Origin of the sequence: Kribbella sp. DT2 (assembly GCF_049844575.1) — a bacterium.
Lineage (GTDB): Bacteria > Actinomycetota > Actinomycetes > Propionibacteriales > Kribbellaceae > Kribbella.
The window spans coordinates 96293-113378 of record NZ_JBNCLH010000002.1 but is presented as its reverse complement, the minus strand read 5'-3'; the positions used below and the strand labels follow the sequence as shown (position 1 = coordinate 113378).

Genomic DNA, 17086 nt, shown 5'->3' with positions numbered 1-17086 from the left:
CTACACCACGCCCGACGCGCGTAGCGCGGCCAGTTGTTCCGGGGTCACGCCGATCTCGGACAGGACCGCGTCGGTGTCGGCGCCGTGGGGGCGGCCGGCCCAGCGGATTTCGCCTGGTGTCTCCGAGAGGCGGAAGAGCACGTTCTGCATGGCGACCGGGCCGCCGAGCTCCTCGTCCTCGATGGTGGTGATCGTGTTCAGCGCGGCGTACTGCGGGTCCTCGACGATGCCGCGGACGTCGTGCACGGGACCGACGGCGGCCTCGGCCTTCTCGAAGGCGAGCATGACCTCGTCGAGAGAGCGGTCCGCGATCCAGGTGCCGACGGCGTCGTCGAGCTCGTCGGCGTGCTCGGCGCGTTCGCGGCCGGTGCCGAACCACGGTTGGGCGACCAGGTCAGGACGACCGACGAGCGTGACGACGCGTTCGGCGATGCTCTGGGAGCTGGTCGAGACGGCGACCCAGCGGCCGTCCGCGGTCTGGTACACGTTGCGCGGCGCGTTGTTCGACGAGCGGTTGCCCAGGCGCGGCTGGACGTAGCCGGTCTGCTGGTACGCCGTGATGCCACCGCCGAGCATCATCAGGATCGGCTCGATGATCGCCATGTCGATCACCTGGCCTTGGCCGGACTGATCGCGTTCGCGGAGAGCCACCAGTACGGCGTACGCCGTGGCGAGCGCGGTGATGCCGTCGGCCAGGCCGAAGGGTGGGAGCGTGGGCGGGCCGTCGGGTTCGCCGGTGACCGCGGCGAAACCGCTCATCGCCTCGGCGAGGGAGCCGAAGCCGGGGCGGCTCGACCACGGGCCGACCTGGCCGAACGCTGTCACCCGGGCGATGACGAGGCGCGGGTTGGCCTCGAGCAGTACGTCGGGGCCGAGGCCCCAGCGCTCCAGCGTGCCGGGCCGGAAGTTCTCGACCAGGACGTCCTGGTCGCGGATGAGGTCGAGGAAGACCTCGCGGCCGCGGGACAGGTCGAGGGTGGCGAGTCGCTTGTTCCGACCCAGCGTCTTGAACCAGAGCCCGATGCCGTCTTTCGAAGCACCGTGCCCGCGGGCGGCGTCGGGGCGGGCGGGGTGCTCGATCTTGGTGACGTCGGCGCCGAAGTCGCCGAGGAAAGTGGCTGCGAGAGGGCCGGCGAAGAGAGTGGCAGCCTCTACCACCTTCACCCCTGTGAGAGGTGCATTTCTCATCGGGCACACCGGAAGCCGATGGTCTCCGAGCGGTCGAGGCCGCCGCCGGTCAGCACCAGCTTGAAGCTGACCTCCGGCTCCTGCGGCCCGCCGTCGGCGTACCAGTCGGAGCCTTCCGCACGATAGAAGGACCCACCCTTCAGGATCGCGAACCGGCTGCGCCCGTCGCGGTGCTCGGACTCCGTCCAGTTCCACACCAGCGGCTCCGCCCGCGTGAACCCGTCCAGCGAAGCAGCGACCTGCCACTCGTCCTCGGTCGGCAGCCGGCCGCCGGCCCACTCGGCATAGGCGCGAGCATCGGCCAGTTCGACGTACGTCACCGGCTGGTCCTCAGTACCCGGCACCGGAGCGCCGTCGACCCAGTGCGCCAGGAAGCGGTTCGCCACCAGCGGCCGATACCCACTGGCCTTCACGAAGTCGAAGTACTCACCGTTCGTCACCTCGCGCACGGCAACAGAAACCTCCGCCAGCGACACGTCCCGCTGCAGCGTCTGCTGGTCGTGCAGACGCGGAGGCAACGGCTTCCATTCCTCCACGTACGGCGCGGTGTCGTACAGCCCGGTCTCACGCCGCCGGTGCCGCACCACCAGAGAGCGATCCCCAGCAGGCACCACGACAACAGGCCCGAACGACGCCTCGCCCACCGGCATCGGAGCAGGCACACGTCGCCCAGGAGCGACGGGGAACGCCGAGTCCTTCACGTGCGGCCGCGACATCGTCCCGAGCCGCCGCGCGGTCGCCCGGCAGGTCGCGCCCGCGGTCGCTCCGACCCGCACGATCCCAGCCACACCACGCCCCGGTACGACGAGCCGCACGCCGTCGTCGTCCGCCGTGATCGGCACGCCCGAGGTCACGTCGTACCAGTCGCCGACCTGGTCCTCCGACTTCAGCACGACGCCGTCGAAGTCCTCGTCGTCGCGGTTGATCAGCGTCCAGAACGTGACGTCGGCCAGCTCGAAACGCGATCCGAAAACCCCGTGCTCGCGGGCCTTGTCCGGGATCTCCGGCGTCAGCGGGATCCAGTCGCCGTTGATCAGCACCGGGGAGAACGCTCGCTGCGCCGCGACCATCCGCCGCAGCGTGGCCCGGTCGCGGGCGTTCCACCCGACCCAGGCCCCGAACACGCTCTCCCAGACCAGGATGCCGACGCCGTTGACCCAGGCCGACTGCAACTCGTCGCTGTGGTCGCGGTTCCAGCGGCGGGTGTGATGCATCATGTGCCGGCGCTCGAACAGGTGCGCCCGCAGTACGCCGGGCGCCCGGGTGTCGGCGAACCACTGCGCCCAGGACAGCGCGTGGTCCGAGATCCTTGCCAGCGGCAACCGTGACTCGCCTTCGAAGGCGATCGCCGGGTTGACCTTGTTCAGCGCCCGGGTGAACCTCGGGTCGCCTTCCTTCAACGTGTCGAGAAAGGCGCCGTCGGCACCGAACTCGGCGACCAGCGAGGCGAACTCGTCGGCGTCCGGCCCGTCCGCGCGCCGGGTGCCGACGTCCCACGGGTTGTAGTCGAAGAAGACCTTCACGCCGAGCTCGTGCAGGTCGTCGACCAGTTGCTTCAGGCCCGGAACGTCCCGGTAGAAGTCGAACTGGTTGCGCGCGTCGATCCCGATCACCGGGTAGGCGTGCCAGAGCACGACCGCGTCGTACCCGCCGAAGTCCTCGACACCGTGCCGCACGAACTTCGCGGGGGTGAAGGACCCGGTCGCGACGTCGTACAGCTGGTCGTCCCACAGCCAGACCAGCGCCACCGAGTACGCCGTCTGGGTCCACTCGCGACCGGGCTCCTCGTAGTGCGAGCCACCGTCGTACGACGTGCGCCCGTAGGCGCCCATCAGCCACTCGGCGAGCTTGCCCCGCCAGCGCGGCAGGTCGGACGGGTCCTCGGGCGCGCCGAGGATCTTGGCGTCGTCGAGGAAACTCAGGTCGGCCCGGAGGCCGAGATCGACCTTCGCGGGCAGATCGATGGGCCTCGGCTCCAGCGGGTTCACAGGTACACCTCCGCAGCGCGTGCGTCGATAGCTTCCCCGTGAGGCACCGAGGGGATCGCCCCCGCGGTCTGGACACTCAATGAAGCAGCAACGGTAGCGCGTCGGACCGCATTCGTCAGGTCGCTCACTGTAGTTGACGTCGCAGCAAGTGTCGCGGCAAGGACTCCGCAGAAGGTGTCGCCCGCGGCGGTCGTGTCGACCACCTCGACCCGCACCGCCGGGACGCGGACCTCGTCCGCCCCGCGGGTCAGGATCACGGCGCCCTCGGCGCCCAGCGTCACCACCGCGGCCGGCACCCGGTCCAGCAGGGCGGACAGCTTCGCACCAGCCACCGCTTCGGCCTCCGTCTCGTTCACGACCAGCAGGTCGACGTGCCCCAGCAACTCGTCGGACAGCTCGGCGGCCGGCGCTGCGTTCAGGATGAAGTACCTGCTCGCCTCGGCCGCCGCCTGCACCGTACCGAACGGAATCTCCAGTTGGGAAAGCACTATTTTCGCCTCGGCCACGGCGGCGCGCGCTTCAGGCGTCAACCGCAGCTCAGCGTTCGCGGAGGGCGCCACCGTGATCGCGTTCTCACCGTCGGCGTCGACGGTGATGATCGCCGTACCGGTCGGTGCGTCGACGGTCCGCACCAGCGAGAGGTCGACGCCCTCCAGGGCCTCCCGCAGCAGCGCTCCCCCGTCGTCCGCGCCGAGCGCCGCGACGAACGCGGTCGACGCACCCGCGCGCGCCGACGCGACCGCCTGGTTCGCGCCCTTGCCGCCCGGGCCGCGGGTCAGACCCGACGCGAGCACGGTCTCGCCGGGGCGCGGGATCCGCTGGACCGGGAGGACCAGGTCCACGTTCGCGCTGCCCACGACCACGACGTCAGCCACGCCGGTCCTCCTTCACCACAGCCAGAGTTCTCGCGGCGAGCTCGTCGAACGAGACCTGGTTCATCCCGGGCAGGCTGGTGGCCAGCCGATTGTCCAGCGGTTCCGACCACTCTGCCGGAACACCCAGTACGGCGCCGAGCACGGCCCCGACCGTCGCGCCGACGGAGTCGGTGTCCCACCCGCCCATCACCGCGCGGCCGACACCGGTCGCGAAGTCGGAGGCGGTCAGCGCGTACGCCGTGAGCGCGCTGTTGTTGATCGCGTGGACCCAGTGCAGGTGGCCGTACTCGGCGTGCAGTACGTCGAGCGCGTCGTCGAGCTCCTTGTCGGCCAGGGACAGACCGAGGTGGACCGCGCGGGCGATCTCGCTGTCGGCGGCGATCGCCTCGAGGCCGGCCAGGGCGATCTCCCGCGGGTCGTCGAGCACGAGCGCGGCGGCGGACATCGCGGCGACCCAGATCGCACCGTCGACACCGGCGCCGGTGTGACTCAGGCGTGCGTCGGTCAACGCGAGGCGGGCGGCCGCCGTACGGTCTCCGGGGTGGACCCAGCCGTAGACGTCGGTCCGGATCTGGGCGCCGATCCACCAGCGGAACGGGTTGCGGACGAGAGCCGCGCTCTCCGGCGGTACGCCGTCGAGCAGGTTGCGGTAGGCGACGCGCTCGGCGGTGAACACGCGTCCGGCCGGCAGGTCGTTCAACCAGGCCTGGGCGACATCCTCGGTGGTCAGGTCGTCACCGTGCTTCTCGACCAGCTGCAGGGCGAGGATCGCGAAGTTCAGGTCGTCGTCCTCGGGCATGCCGGAGATCACTTCCCGCAGACTCGTGGGCTTGGACCGCCGGTTCCACGGCCAGCGCGCCTGCACCTCGTCAGGCACCCCCACCGCCGTCACGTACTGCCGCAAAGGCCACTGCCCCGAACTCCCCAAGATCTCCCGAATCCCCACCCGAGGAATCTTCTCCACCGGCTTCCCGAGCAGATTGCCCGCCGCCCGCCCGACCCAACCATCCAGAACCCTTCGTTCCACCCCGCGGAACGAATCGCCGGAAAGCAGAGGAAGGTCAGGGATCTCCGGTGCGGTCCATGCAGGAGTCCGCTCGTCCAACTCTTCGAGCAGTTGGCGGGCGAGGGTCCGCAGTTCAGGTGTTGCCGGTGTAGCTGAAGCTCCGGAGACCGGGGCCTCCACCGACCCGCCGGCGGTCAGCCAGCGGGTGGTGACGTCCTCGACGTCGGCGCCTTCGGCCGCGGACTGGACCAGCTGGTGCGGCAGCAGGTCTTCCGGCTGCACCCAGGTCAGTCTCATCGTTCATCCTCCTGTTGCACCAGGTGAAACAGCTGCCTGGTTCGTGTTGTCCTCACAGCCCGATACTCCGTGCCATGCTCTCCGCCGCCCGTGGTCTCGCTGCCGCCACAGCCACTCGTCGTACGTTCCTCAGCGCGACCGGCGCGGCTGCCGCGCTCGCGCTCTCCGGCACGCTGCCTGGGCTCCTCCCGATCGGTGCGCCCAAACCCACGAACCGTCCGCTGTTCACGCTCGGCGTCGCCTCGGGCGATCCGCTGCCGGACGCCGTGGTGATCTGGACCCGCCTCGCGCCGGGCCCGCTCGAACCGTTCGGCGGTCTCGACGACCGGCCGATCACGGTCGACTGGGAGGTCGCCGAGGACGAGCACTTCCGCCGCGTCGTGCGCCGTGGCAAGGCCACCGCGCGGCCTGAGTACGCCCATTCGGTGCACGTCGACGTCCGCGGTCTGCGGTCGTGGCGGCACTACTTCTACCGCTTCCGCGCGAACGGCCAGATCAGCCCGACCGGCCGCACCCGCACCGCCCCGGCGCCGCACGACCTGCCGGCCATGACGATGGCGGTCGCGTCCTGCCAGGCCTTCTACGACGGCTTCTACACGGCGTACCAGGACGTCGCCCGGCGCGACCACGACGTGGTGGTGTTCCTCGGCGACTACATCTACGAGGTCGGTGTCGGCCCGACCGCCGGCATCCGCAACCAGCCGGTCCGGGTCGACTTCGCCGGGGAGATCTTCACGCTCGACGAGTACCGCGCCCGCTACGCCCTGCACAAGACCGATCCCGACCTCCAGGCCGCCCACGCCGCGTCGGCCTGGGTCGTCACGCTCGACGACCACGAGGTCGAGGGCAACTGGTCCGGTGACATCTCCGAGGACGGACTGCCCAAGGCCGAGTTCCTCGTGCGCCGGGCGAACGGCTTCCGCGCGTACTGGGAGCACATGCCGCTGCGCCTCGACCAGTCCGCCGACGGCCCGTCGATCCGCCTGCACCGCCACCTGCGCTTCGGCCGCACCGCCGACCTGAGCGTGCTCGACACCCGGCAGTTCCGGGACGACCAGCCCGGCGACGGCAGTTGGCTCCCGCCGGACGCCGTCTCCCAGGACCCGGCCCGCACGATCACCGGTGCCGAGCAGGAACGCTGGCTGCTCGACACGCTGCGCCGCTCCCCCAGCCGCTGGAACGTGGTCGCCCAGCAGGTCGCGATGACCCAGCTCGACCGCAAGACCGGCCCGGACCTCGAGCTCCCGATGGACACCTGGAACGGGTACGCCGCCTCGCGCAACCGCGTGCTCACCGGCGTCCGCGACCGCGGCGTCGACAACTTCGTCGTCCTGACCGGGGACCTGCACCGCAGCGTCGCCGCCGACCTGAAGACCGACTTCGCCGACCCGGCGAGCCCGGTCGTCGGCAGCGAGTTCGTCACCACGTCGATCTCGTCCGGCAAGGACGGTGTCGACGTCGACACCACCGGCAAGGCACTGCTCGCCGAGAACCCGCACGTCAAGTTCCAGAACGTCCAGCGCGGCTACCTCAGCTGCCACCTCGACGCGCGGCGCTGGACCTCGGAGTACCGCGTCGTCGACAAGGTGACGACGCGCGGCGGGACGCCGAGCACCCGCACCACCCTGGTCGTCGAGAGCGGCCGTCCCGGAATCCACCAGGCCTGAACGGAACCCACGATGAAACGCAGCCTCGCTCTGCTCGCTGTCGTCCCGCTGCTCGCCGCCGTACCGGCTGTTGCCCATGGCAAAGACTCGGTCGACGTCAGCGCCACTCCGCAACCCGTCGAGGTCGTGCCGCTGCCCTGCTTCCCGTCCGGCCGGCTCACGCTGGGCATGACCAACACCGGTCGCAAACCGACCATCGCCGACCTGCGCGTCAGCGCCGCGAGCCCGCTCGTGCTGTCCCGTCACCAGTTCTCCAGCTACCTGCCCGTCGACCAGCTCGTCACGGCGCCGCTCGACGTCACCGTTCCCCGCGGTACCGCGCCGGGCACGTTCACCGTCGACCTCACCGTCGGTCGCGAGAAGCTCAAAGCGCCGGTCGTCGTCAAGCCTGTCCCGCCGAAGGGGGCCGGGGACAACCTCCTGCTCGGCGAGCAGGCCGTTGCCTCCAGCACCCACGGCAACATGAAGCTCTGCGGCGGGGTCGACGGCAACGCCGACTCCGAGCAGTGGGGGGCCAGCGGCTGGCACGACGCGACCAAGGGCGTCTTCCCCGACACGTACGGCGTCGACTTCACCGCGCCGACCACGGTCGGCCGGATCACGCTGCAGACCCTCGACTCGGCCCGCTACCCGGCGGCCGTGATGGGGATCCGCGACTTCGACCTCCAGGTCCGCACCGGCGGCACCTGGACGACCGTCCGCGAGTTCCGGGGCAACGTGCAGGGACACGTTGAGGTGTCCTTCGCCCCGGTCCCGGCCGACGCCGTCCAGGTGGTGGTCCTCGACTCCAACGACCACGGCTACTCCCGGATCATCGAGCTCGAGGCCTTCGACAGCTGACATCGACTCAGGCCAGCGCATCCAGTGCGGCCGTACGCCGGGCCCACCGCTCGGCGTCGGCCGCGCGCAGGTCCCGTGCGACCGACGCCATCACCAGGCCGGGCGCGACCAGGTCGGTCTTGCTCGCCTCCGCGATCCGCGTCGTCCACTCCTCCGGTACGCCGGCCCACCCGCTCAGCGCGCCGGTCACGGCACCGGCCATCGACGCGATCGAGTCGGCGTCGCGGCCGTAGTTCGTCCCACCGAGCACCGCCTGCCGTACATCTCCACCGGACACGAGCACGAACCCTAGCGCGACCGGCAGCTCCTCGATGGCTTTCGTCCGGCTCGGGCGCCGCGCGTCGAGCGACTGGTCGCGGTAGTCCGGGCCGACCGTGTCGAACGGCTCGATCGCCTTCCGCAGCAGGGGAATCGCCTGCTCCCAGTCGTCCAGACCTTCGGCCACCTCGGCGACCGCGGCCACTGCGAGCCGGGTCCCGTCCTTGGCCAGCTCCAGCGCCGCCTCGACCGCCGACGAAGCTGTTGCCTCAGGCACCATTGCCGCGGCGACGGCGGCCGCGAACACCCCGGCCGCCTCCCGTCCGTAGCTCGACTGGTGCGCACCGGCCAGGTCGATCGCCTCGGCGTACGCGCCGGCCGGGTCCCCGGCGTTGGCGATCCCGACCGGCGCGGCGTACATCGCCGCCCCGCAGTTCACGATGTTGCCGACGCCGGCCTCGCGCGGGTCGATGTGCCCGTAGTGCAACCGGGCCACCAGCCACTTCTCGGCCAGGAAAACCCGCTGCAGCAGCAACGCGTCCGCCTCGAGCTCCGGCACCCAGCGCTTGCCGGCCAGCATCTTCGGCACCAGCCGCTCGGCGATCGCGTAGGCATCGAGGTGCGCGCGGCTTTCGTCGTACACCTCGACCAGCGCGTGCGTCATCAAGGTGTCGTCGGTGATGTGCCCGTCGCCCTTGTGGTACGGCGCGATCGGGCGCGCGTTGCGCCAGTCGTCGTACCAGGGGCCGACGATGCCGGTCACCCAGCCGCCGTGCCGTTCCCGGATCGCCTCCGGCGTCCAGCCCTCGACCGCGCCGCCGATCGCGTCGCCGGCGGCGGAGCCCAGCAGGGCCCCGACCGACTTGTCCTCCAGCAGTGACTTCGTTTGGTCAGGCATCAGCTGTTGACCTGGCCCCACCCGTCGTTCAGCTTCTGGCCGAGCGTCGCGAGGTCGATCTTGTTCGCCAGGAACTCCTGCAGCGCGGGAGTGGCGATCTGGTCCTTCCACTTCGGGTAGTTCTCCACGCTCTGGAACGGCGCCTTGGTCAGCTCGGTACCGCTGGCCAGCGTCTGCTGCCAGCCGTTCTTGCCACCGGTCGCCTTCTGGATCGCGTCCCGGGCCGGCTGCGTGGTCGGGATCAGCCAGTCGCCCTGACCGACCGCGGCCAGGTTCTCGGCCTTCATGAAGAAGTCGATGAACTCCGCCGACTGCTTGACGTGCTTGCCCTCGGCCGGGACCGACAGGGTCTGCGGGTTCGCGGCCTGCTTCTCCGACGTGCCCTTCAGCGGCGGCAGCACCTCCCACTGGAAGCCCTTCGGCGCCTGCTCGACGATCTGCTGCGCGGTGTAGTTGCCCGCGACCACCATCGCGTACTTGCCGCCGAAGAAGCCCGGCAGCACGTCCGAACCGCTCTGGGTCATCGACGTCGGGTCGATCGACTTGTCGGTGTAGGCCATCGCGTTGATCCGCTTCGGCACCTCGAGCTCGGCGTCGCCGATCTTGGCCTTGGCGTCGCGGCCGGTGCCGTCGAAGAACGCGGCGTCGAAGTTCATGCCGAGGTTCAGCACGGTCGCGGTCGGGCTCTTCAGGCCCCAGCCGAGCCCGAACTTGCCGCCGGTGGTGAGCTTCTTCGCGTCCGCCTGCAGCTGGTCCCAGGTGAGCGAGTCACCGGTCGCGGAAACGCCTGCCTGCTTGAGCAGCGCGGAGTTGCCGAACACGACGTACGACTGCAGCAGGGTCGGCGCGGCGATGATCTTGCCGTCGCCCGACTTCACGGTGTCCCAGACCCCGGCCGGTACGGCGTCCTTCGTCTCCTGGCTCAGGTACGGCGTGAGGTCGGCCAGGTAGCCCTGGTTCGCGAAGCCGGTGATGTCGGCCGACTCGTCGTGGATGATGTCCGGCGCGGTCGAACCCTGGAACTGGGTGACCAACTGGTCGTGCACCGAGTCCCAGCTGCCCTGCACGTACTCGACCTGGATGTCGGGGTGCGCGGCGTTCCAGTCGGCGACGATCTTCTTGGTCGCCGCGACCGTGGTCTTCTGGAAGGCGAGGCTCTGGAACTTCAGGGTGACCTTCTCGCCCGGCGCGGGATCGCCCGAGCTGTCGTTCCCGCTGCCACAGGCCGCGAGCGCCACCAGCGCGCCCGCCGCCAGGAAACCTACAAGTAGCTTTTTCATGCGAAGTACTCCTTCTAACCTTTGACAGCGCCGGACAGCAGGCCGGACGTGAGCCGGCGCTGCAGGAAAGCGAAGAACACGAGGCTTGGCACGGTGGCCAGGACGGACGCGGCCGCGAGCGGCCCGAACTGGACCTGGCCCTCGGCCCCGACGAAGCGGGCGAGCACCAGCGGCAGCGTCTTGAGCTGGGGGTCCTGCAGCAGGACCAGGGCGAAGAAGAACTCGTTCCACGCCGAGATGAAGGTGAACATCGCGGTCGCGATCAGCCCCGGCCGCAGCAGCGGCATCACGATCGAGACGATCGTGCGCAGCCGGCTCGCGCCGTCCACGGACGCCGCTTCCTCCAGCTCCCGCGGTACGGCGGCGACGTACCCCTGCAGCATCCACAGGGCGAACGGCATCGACCAGACCATGTACACGATCACCACGCCGGGGATCGTGTTGGTCAGGTGCAGCGGGCGCAGGATCATGAACAGCGGGATCACGATCAGGATCACCGGGAAGACCTGGCTGACCAGGATCCAGCCGTTGGTGATCGGCCGCAGCCGGCTGCGGAACCGCGCCAGCGCGTACGCGACCGGGAGCGAGACGATCAGCACCAGCACCGTCGTCGCGACCGAGATCTGCAGGCTGTTCAGCATCGAGCGGACCAGGCCCTGCTCCTCCAGCGCGTCGGTGAAGTTCGACAGCGTCGGGGTCTGGGGCAGGAAGGTCGGGTTGATGGTGGCGAACTCCCGCGGCGACTTCAGCGAGCTGGAGATCAGCCAGACCAGCGGGAAGCCGAGGAAGATCAGGTAGGCCAGTACGGCGACGTACTGGGCGGCGCGGGTGACCGGACGCGTTCTCATGCTTCGCTCCTCAGCCGGTTGCGCAGGTAGAACGCCAGGAACACGATGATGATCACGACCATCACGTCGCCCATCGCGGCGGCCATCCCGAAGTTTCCGTACCGGAACGCCTCGTTGTAGGCGAACAGCATCGGCAGCATCGTCTTGCCGCCCGGGCCGCCCGCGGTCAGCACGTAGACCAGGCCGAACGAGTTGAAGTTCCAGATCATGTCCAGGCTGGTGATCGCGACGATCACCGTCTTCAGCTGCGGCAGCGTGATGTAGCGGAACTGGCTCCAGGCGCCGGCGCCGTCGACCGCGGCCGCCTCGTACAGGGAACGGTCGATGCCCTGCAGGCCGGCCAGCAACGTGACCGTCGTCATCGGCATGCCGACCCAGATACCGACCACGATCACCGCGGGCAACGCCGTACTGAAGTCGCCGAGGAAGTTGATCGGGTGGTCGGTCAGGTGGGTGGTCTGCAGGATGTCGTTGACCGGGCCCTTGGTCGGGTCCAGCAGCAGGCGCCACATGATCGCGACGACCACCGGTGGCATCGCCCACGGGATCAGCGCGAGGGTGCGCGCGATGCCGCGGAACCTGATGTTGGTGTTGAGCAGCAGGGCCAGACCGAGCGCGGCGACGAACTGCAGGACGGTGACCGAGACGGTCCAGATCAGGCCGATCCGGAAGGAGTCCCAGAACAGGTCGTTGTGCAGCAGCTTGCCGAAGTTGCCGAAGCCGATGAAGTTCGTGTCGACGTTGAGGCCCGCGCGGGCGTCGGTGAAGCCGAGCGCGATACCCCTCACCAGGGGGTACACGCTGAGCAGCAGCACCGGGAGCAGCGCGGGCAGGAACAGGAAGATCGCTTCCCGGTTCTGCTTCGGGCGGCCGGTGCCGCGGCCCGGCGGTTTCCCGGCCGCGCTCTCCGGCGCGAGAACAGCTTGGGTGGTCATGAAGATCTCCGCACACTCAGGGACGGCTGCACCACGATCCGGCGCGGGGTCCGGGTGTCGTCCTCGATCCTTGCCAGCAGCAACTCAGCCGCCCGGCGTCCCCGCTCGGCCGACCCCAGGTTCACACTCGTCAACGGCGGGAAGGTCTGCTCGGCCAACTCGCTGTCGTCCATCCCGATCACCGCGACGTCGTCGGGCACTCGCAGGCCACGAGCCGCCAGCTCGTGCATCACGCCCACCGCGAGCAAGTCGTTCGCCGCGATCACCGCGTCGACCCCGCCGCCTGCGGCGGCGGGGAAGGAGGAGGGGGAGGAAGCCTGCTCGCCCGGGGCCCTGGCGCCTTCGGCGCCGGGCAAGGCTTGCTGGCCCGGCGCGCTCGCGCCGGAGGGCGCCGCAGCGCCGAGGCCGAGCTGGTCCAGCAGGCGGCGGCCGGCTTCGCGGCCTGCGGCGAAGGTGAAGTCGTCGGCTTCCACCTGGGCTACCGGCTTCAGGTTGTTCGTCTTCATGGCGTCGGTGAAGCCCTTCGCGCGGGCGGTGCCGGGGACGGTGTCGACCGGGCCGTTGACGAAGGCAACCTTGTGGCGTTTGGTGGTGAGGAGGTGCTCGACCGCGAGCAGGATGCCCTTCGGGGAGTTGGCGCGGACGGTGTCGACGCCGGCCCGCGCGGGGACGTTACCGGCGACGACCACCGGGACGTCGCACTCCTGGATGGACTTGATCAGGTCGTCGTCGACGCGCAGCGGGCTGATCACCAGGCCGTCGGCGTACCCGCGGGCCATGCCCCGGACCAGGGCGACCTCGTCGACGACGTCGGGGCCGGTGGTGGTGACCACGAGCCGGTAGCCGGCCGCGGAGACGACCTCCTCGACCGCGCGCATCATCGTCACGTAGACGGGGTTACCGACGTCGGCGACCGCGAGGGTCAGCTGGAAGGTCCGCCCGACCTTCAGTGACCGCGCCCGCGAGTCCGGCACGTAGGCGAGGTCGGCGACCGCGCGCCGTACGCGCTCGGCCATCTCCTCGGTGGCCGGCAGACCGTTCAGCACGCGCGACACCGAGGCCACCGAAACCCCCGCGGCCCGAGCCACGGCGGCAATCGTCGGACGACTCACGCGGCGCTCCTGTAATCGTTCTTGTAATCGTTTACAGAACCGACCTTAGGTCGCCGTACAAGCCGAGTCAAGACCGGACCACTCCGTCACCTGGTCCGCACATTCCGCGACCGTCCAACCGCCGGAACCGGACACCATGAACAGCAAACTGGGACCCAGGACACGAAATAACGTGTCCGAGGTCCCAGCTTGGTGTTCAAGGTCCCGGCGGGCGGCCCTGGCGGGTGGCGAGGCGACGACGGTGGCGGGTGGCGGGTTACTCGTCCTGGTCGTCGGCGCCCGGGCGCTCGGCCCAGGGGGTTTCCTTCGCCGGCCGTACGACGATCAGCTTGTCGCCCGCGGCCAGGACCGAGACGTTGGAGTCGTAGTAGCGGTGCACCTTGCCGTCGCGGACGACCGAGACGACGCGGTCGGGGACCGACGACGGCGACTTGCCGACCTCGCGGCCGAGCACCGGGCGTTCGGCGACCTCGAGGCCTTCGCCGTACGTCAGCAGGTCCTCCATCACCTCACCCAGGTTCGGGCTGACCGCGGACAGGCCGAGCAGCCGGCCGACGGCCTCCGACGACGTGACGACCGCGTCCGCGCCGCTCTGCCGCAGCAGCGGGACGTTGTCCTCCTCGCGGACCGCGACCACGATGTGGGCGTCGGGGTTGAGCTGCCGGACCGCCAGCGTCACCAGTACGGCGGAGTCGTCGCGATCCGTGGTCACAATCACCTCGCGGGCCAGCGACACCTCCGCCCGCCGCAGCACCGTGCGGTTGGTGGCGTCGCCGTGGAAGGCGGCCATCTGATCGTTGCCCGCGTCACCGATCGCCTGGGCGCGCGGGTCGATCACGACGATGGACTCGCGCTTGACCCCGTTGCTCAGCAGGGTCTGTACGGCCGCCCGGCCTTTGGTGCCGTAGCCGACGACGACAACGTGGTCCTTCATGTGCTTCCTCCACCGCGTGTCGCGCATGATGCGACGACCTTCGTTCGCCAGGACTTCCAGGGTCGTACCGACCAGAACCACCAGGAACGAGATGCGCAGCGGGGTGACGATGAACGCGTTCACCAGCCGGGCGGCGGGCGTCACCGGAGTGATGTCGCCGTACCCGGTGGTGGTGAGCGTCACCGTCGCGTAGTAGATGCTGTCGATCAGGTCGACGCGACCGTCGTAGGTGTCCTTGTAGCCGTCACGGTCGACCACCACGATCAGCACCATCACGGTCAGCAGCCCCACCGCGATCAGGAGCCGGCGGAACAGCTCCAGGACCGGCGAGCGCGTGCTCGCGGGCAGGTTGACCAGTAGACCGTGCGGATTGCGACCGGTGGGCAGGGATGGCACGGGTCTGACGATAGGGCACCGGCCCCCGATCCACGGAATGCGACAGGCTCTGGTCGGACAGTGCGATGGCCACCATCAGGTTGTCGCCGTCCGGTACGACGCGCGTCCGCATCCGCAGCCCCTCGACGGTCCGCAGCATCGCGGCGTTGTCCGGCTGGACCATGCAGAGCACCCGGTCGGCGCCGAGCAGTCGCGACTCGCGGATCACCTGGCGCAGCAGTTGCGAGCCCAGTCCTTGCCCTTGCCACCCGTCCTCGACCAGTACGGCGATCTCCATCGCCGAGCCGTCCAGCTCCTCCCAGGGCGCGGCCGTGGCCATGCCGATCACCGCACCGTCGACCGTCGCGACCACCGACACCCCTCCGGCCGGAGCGGACAGGTGGCGGGCGGTCCGGGCCGTCAGCCGCGGCATGGGCACGTGGTACCGCCGGGTGCGGCTCTCGTACGAGCACCGGTCGTGCATGGCGACAACAGCCTCGGCGTCCTCGACGGTCGCCCGCCGCAGGTCCACCAGGGCGCCGTCGCCGGGCCGTGGGACGTCCTGCACCTCTTCGGCGTACTGGACGGACAGGCGGCCGGCGATCTCGACCAGTACGTCGGCGCGAGCCCACTCGGCCGGCGTGTACTCGCCGAACCCCTGCAGCGCCTCCAGCTCCTCGTCGACGGCCAGTGGGTCGTCGATCAGGCGGAGCACGGCCCGCAGGTACCTGGTCGGGGCATCACTCAGTACGTCGGCCTGGCACGGGCTGACCGTCGTACGGACGCAGCCCGCCTCGGCGGTGAGGGCGGCCAGGTCGTCAGAGGTCCAGCCGACGCCGGTGGAGACCACCAGCTCGTCGACGGCTCCGCTCTCGGCGGTGAACACCTCCAGGCTGAGGATGTTGATGTCGTCCGCACCACACCGTGCGGCGAGTTCGGCCAGTGCACCCGGCCGGTCGGCGAGTTCGGTCCTGATCTTCCAGAGCATGCGGACGCCCTCCCTCGTGGATCGTGCTCTCCACTGTGCGGTGAGGGTGTGACCGCGCCGGGTCCGCCGTGTTACGCGTTTGTCAAAACCTCACCTACGGCGGCGAGGCTTCGGCAGCCGGTCGGTGAGCTTCGCGCGCTGCGCGGCAGCCAGTACGGCGGCCTGCTCACGCCGGTCCAGGTCGGCGTGCCGGAGCAGCTCCGGGTAGGTCGCCTGCGGCACCGGCGGGTACGTCGTGACGATCGCGTCGCCGCTGAACACGAAGAAGATCGCCGAGCCGTCCTTGATCACTTTCAGCAAGGACCCGTCCCGCACGGTGAGCGCGTGCTCGACCGCTTTCTTGCGCCCCGACCGCTTCGCCAGCGCGGCCTGGATCGCCTGCTGCGCCGGTTCCCGCCCGTGCTTGACCGCCTCGAACGCCATCGGCCCGTACCGCACGCCGTACTTCACCAGGTTCTTCGCCAGTCGCCCACGCCCAGCTCCAGCAGCAGCCATAGGTCGACTGTACTGGCCGCCGCCCACTCCCACCGCGACTTTGAGCACCACCCAGCCGTCTCGGAGTGCGAATCATGACTGAGCGGTGCACAAAGTCGGACGGGAACGACCGGGGGCGGCCGGAGAGGGGTGGAGGGTGGGCGGGGCGAAGGGGGCGGCGGCGAGAGGTCGGGGGGTGGGCCGGGTCGAGGGGTGGGCCGGGTCGTGGGTGGGCCGGGTCGTGGGCGAGGTCGGGGGTGGCGTCGAGGTGGGCGTCGGGTCGAAATGCGGTGTGGGCGGGCGTCGGGGATCATGGCTGCGTGACCGTTCCTACTCCGCGCCGGCCGATTCTGCCGGGTAACCAGCTGTTCGAGTCGCTGCCCGGTGCGGCGGCCGACCCGGCGAAGGTGGCCGAGGTGGCGCACCGGACCGCCGAGCTGCTGGTTCGGGGGGCCCGGTCGAGTGAGGACGCGGAGGTGGTCGCGCGGGTGGTCAAGCTCGCCGACGACTACGGTCTGGACGAGCTGGCCGACCTCTGGTCCGACGCGCCCGCCGACTCTCTGCCCGGCTCGCTCTGGCGGCTTTACGTGCTGCGCTCCTGGGTGCACTCGAGCGCCGAGGCCGTCGCCCGGGAGTACGCGACCGGCCGCGAGTACGCCGAGGTCCACGCGGTGGTGGCCGGTGTGGCCGACCCGCCGGGCCCGGACGAGGTGCGCGCGATGGTCGACGCCGTACTGCGGGGTGTCGCGACGGGCGATTTCGCGACCACGCTGGACCGCGCGGCCGCGTTCGCCCGGATCGTGGCGACCGGCCGGGCGCACCTGGCCGACGACGGGCACGACCAGGTCCGGTCGGCGTCCAAGCTGGTCGAGATGGCCGACCAGCTGGCGGTCGCGGCCCGCTCGGAACGTGCCGGGCAACTCTGGTAGTTCACCGGCAGTTCGGCCACGCTACTTGCACAGATCCTGGGTTGGTGCTAAGCGATCCCTGCCCCGGAAACTCAACAGGACAAGGCATTTGGGCACCGGTTACAATGGTGAAGGTGTCGGGCCGCGGTAGCCCCGGGTCCCAAAAATAGCCGCTCCGAGCGGCCACGCGCCGTGAGGCGCTTCCCGGTCCGGCA

Annotated in this window: 15 protein-coding genes; 3 read left to right on the top strand and 12 right to left on the bottom strand. The window is 70.1% G+C overall.

Annotated features, from left to right (window positions below; genetic code table 11):
* The 4 genes from ACLQ2O_RS09285 to ACLQ2O_RS09270 are packed head-to-tail and all read right to left on the bottom strand — an operon-like array spanning nt 1 to nt 5354.
* Nucleotides 1-1188: a CaiB/BaiF CoA transferase family protein gene (locus ACLQ2O_RS09285; protein WP_425829315.1), complete on the bottom strand. Its 1188-nt coding sequence runs from the start codon at nt 1186-1188 to the stop codon at nt 1-3.
* A complete protein-coding gene (locus ACLQ2O_RS09280) occupies nt 1185-3176 on the bottom strand; it encodes an SUMF1/EgtB/PvdO family nonheme iron enzyme (RefSeq protein WP_425829313.1) in 1992 nt (663 codons plus the stop codon). Before ACLQ2O_RS09280 ends, ACLQ2O_RS09285 begins: the two co-directional genes overlap by 4 nt.
* Complete coding sequence (locus tag ACLQ2O_RS09275) at nt 3173-4051, bottom strand: ribokinase (protein WP_425829311.1); 879 nt, start codon at nt 4049-4051, stop codon at nt 3173-3175. The genes ACLQ2O_RS09280 and ACLQ2O_RS09275 overlap by 4 nt, the downstream gene beginning before the upstream one ends.
* Nucleotides 4044-5354 (bottom strand): ADP-ribosylglycohydrolase family protein, encoded by a 1311-nt coding sequence (locus tag ACLQ2O_RS09270; RefSeq protein WP_425829309.1) that lies wholly within the window; start codon nt 5352-5354, stop codon nt 4044-4046. The genes ACLQ2O_RS09275 and ACLQ2O_RS09270 overlap by 8 nt, the downstream gene beginning before the upstream one ends.
* 74 nt (nt 5355-5428) lie before the next feature.
* On the opposite strand from ACLQ2O_RS09270, the gene ACLQ2O_RS09265 reads away from it, so the two are divergent.
* Both ACLQ2O_RS09265 and ACLQ2O_RS09260 read left to right on the top strand, forming a co-directional pair.
* Nucleotides 5429-7021 (top strand): alkaline phosphatase D family protein, encoded by a 1593-nt coding sequence (locus ACLQ2O_RS09265; RefSeq protein ID WP_425829307.1) that lies wholly within the window; start codon nt 5429-5431, stop codon nt 7019-7021.
* A gap of 12 nt (nt 7022-7033) precedes the next feature.
* Nucleotides 7034-7861 carry a discoidin domain-containing protein gene (locus ACLQ2O_RS09260; RefSeq protein WP_425829305.1) on the top strand — a complete coding sequence of 276 codons (828 nt, stop codon included), beginning with the start codon at nt 7034-7036 and terminating at the stop codon, nt 7859-7861.
* Between the two features lie 7 nt (nt 7862-7868).
* On the opposite strand, the gene ACLQ2O_RS09255 is transcribed toward ACLQ2O_RS09260, so the two are convergent.
* The 8 genes from ACLQ2O_RS09255 to ACLQ2O_RS09220 form a co-directional block, all read right to left on the bottom strand.
* A complete protein-coding gene (locus ACLQ2O_RS09255) occupies nt 7869-9017 on the bottom strand; it encodes an ADP-ribosylglycohydrolase family protein (RefSeq protein WP_425829303.1) in 1149 nt (382 codons plus the stop codon).
* Nucleotides 9017-10297, bottom strand: a complete 1281-nt coding sequence (locus ACLQ2O_RS09250; protein WP_425829301.1) for an ABC transporter substrate-binding protein — start codon at nt 10295-10297, stop codon at nt 9017-9019. Before ACLQ2O_RS09250 ends, ACLQ2O_RS09255 begins: the two co-directional genes overlap by 1 nt.
* A gap of 14 nt (nt 10298-10311) precedes the next feature.
* Entirely contained in the window at nt 10312-11145 is an 834-nt protein-coding gene (locus ACLQ2O_RS09245) for a carbohydrate ABC transporter permease (RefSeq protein WP_425829299.1), read from the bottom strand.
* Nucleotides 11142-12080 (bottom strand): carbohydrate ABC transporter permease, encoded by a 939-nt coding sequence (locus tag ACLQ2O_RS09240; protein WP_425829297.1) that lies wholly within the window; start codon nt 12078-12080, stop codon nt 11142-11144. The genes ACLQ2O_RS09245 and ACLQ2O_RS09240 overlap by 4 nt, the downstream gene beginning before the upstream one ends.
* Entirely contained in the window at nt 12077-13192 is a 1116-nt protein-coding gene (locus ACLQ2O_RS09235) for a LacI family DNA-binding transcriptional regulator (RefSeq protein ID WP_425829295.1), read from the bottom strand. The genes ACLQ2O_RS09240 and ACLQ2O_RS09235 overlap by 4 nt, the downstream gene beginning before the upstream one ends.
* A 256-nt stretch (nt 13193-13448) precedes the next feature.
* Nucleotides 13449-14399, bottom strand: coding sequence for a potassium channel family protein (locus ACLQ2O_RS09230; RefSeq protein WP_425830931.1), 951 nt, complete (start codon nt 14397-14399; stop codon nt 13449-13451).
* Entirely contained in the window at nt 14371-15489 is a 1119-nt protein-coding gene (locus ACLQ2O_RS09225) for a GNAT family N-acetyltransferase (RefSeq protein WP_425829293.1), read from the bottom strand. Before ACLQ2O_RS09225 ends, ACLQ2O_RS09230 begins: the two co-directional genes overlap by 29 nt.
* Before the next feature lie 90 nt (nt 15490-15579).
* Nucleotides 15580-15984 (bottom strand): hypothetical protein, encoded by a 405-nt coding sequence (locus ACLQ2O_RS09220; RefSeq protein WP_425829290.1) that lies wholly within the window; start codon nt 15982-15984, stop codon nt 15580-15582.
* 299 nt (nt 15985-16283) lie between these two features.
* Here ACLQ2O_RS09220 and ACLQ2O_RS09215 point away from each other — a divergent pair, with 299 nt between their 5' ends.
* Nucleotides 16284-16892, top strand: coding sequence for a hypothetical protein (locus ACLQ2O_RS09215; protein ID WP_425829288.1), 609 nt, complete (start codon nt 16284-16286; stop codon nt 16890-16892).
* The last annotated feature ends 194 nt before the right edge of the window (nt 16893-17086 follow it).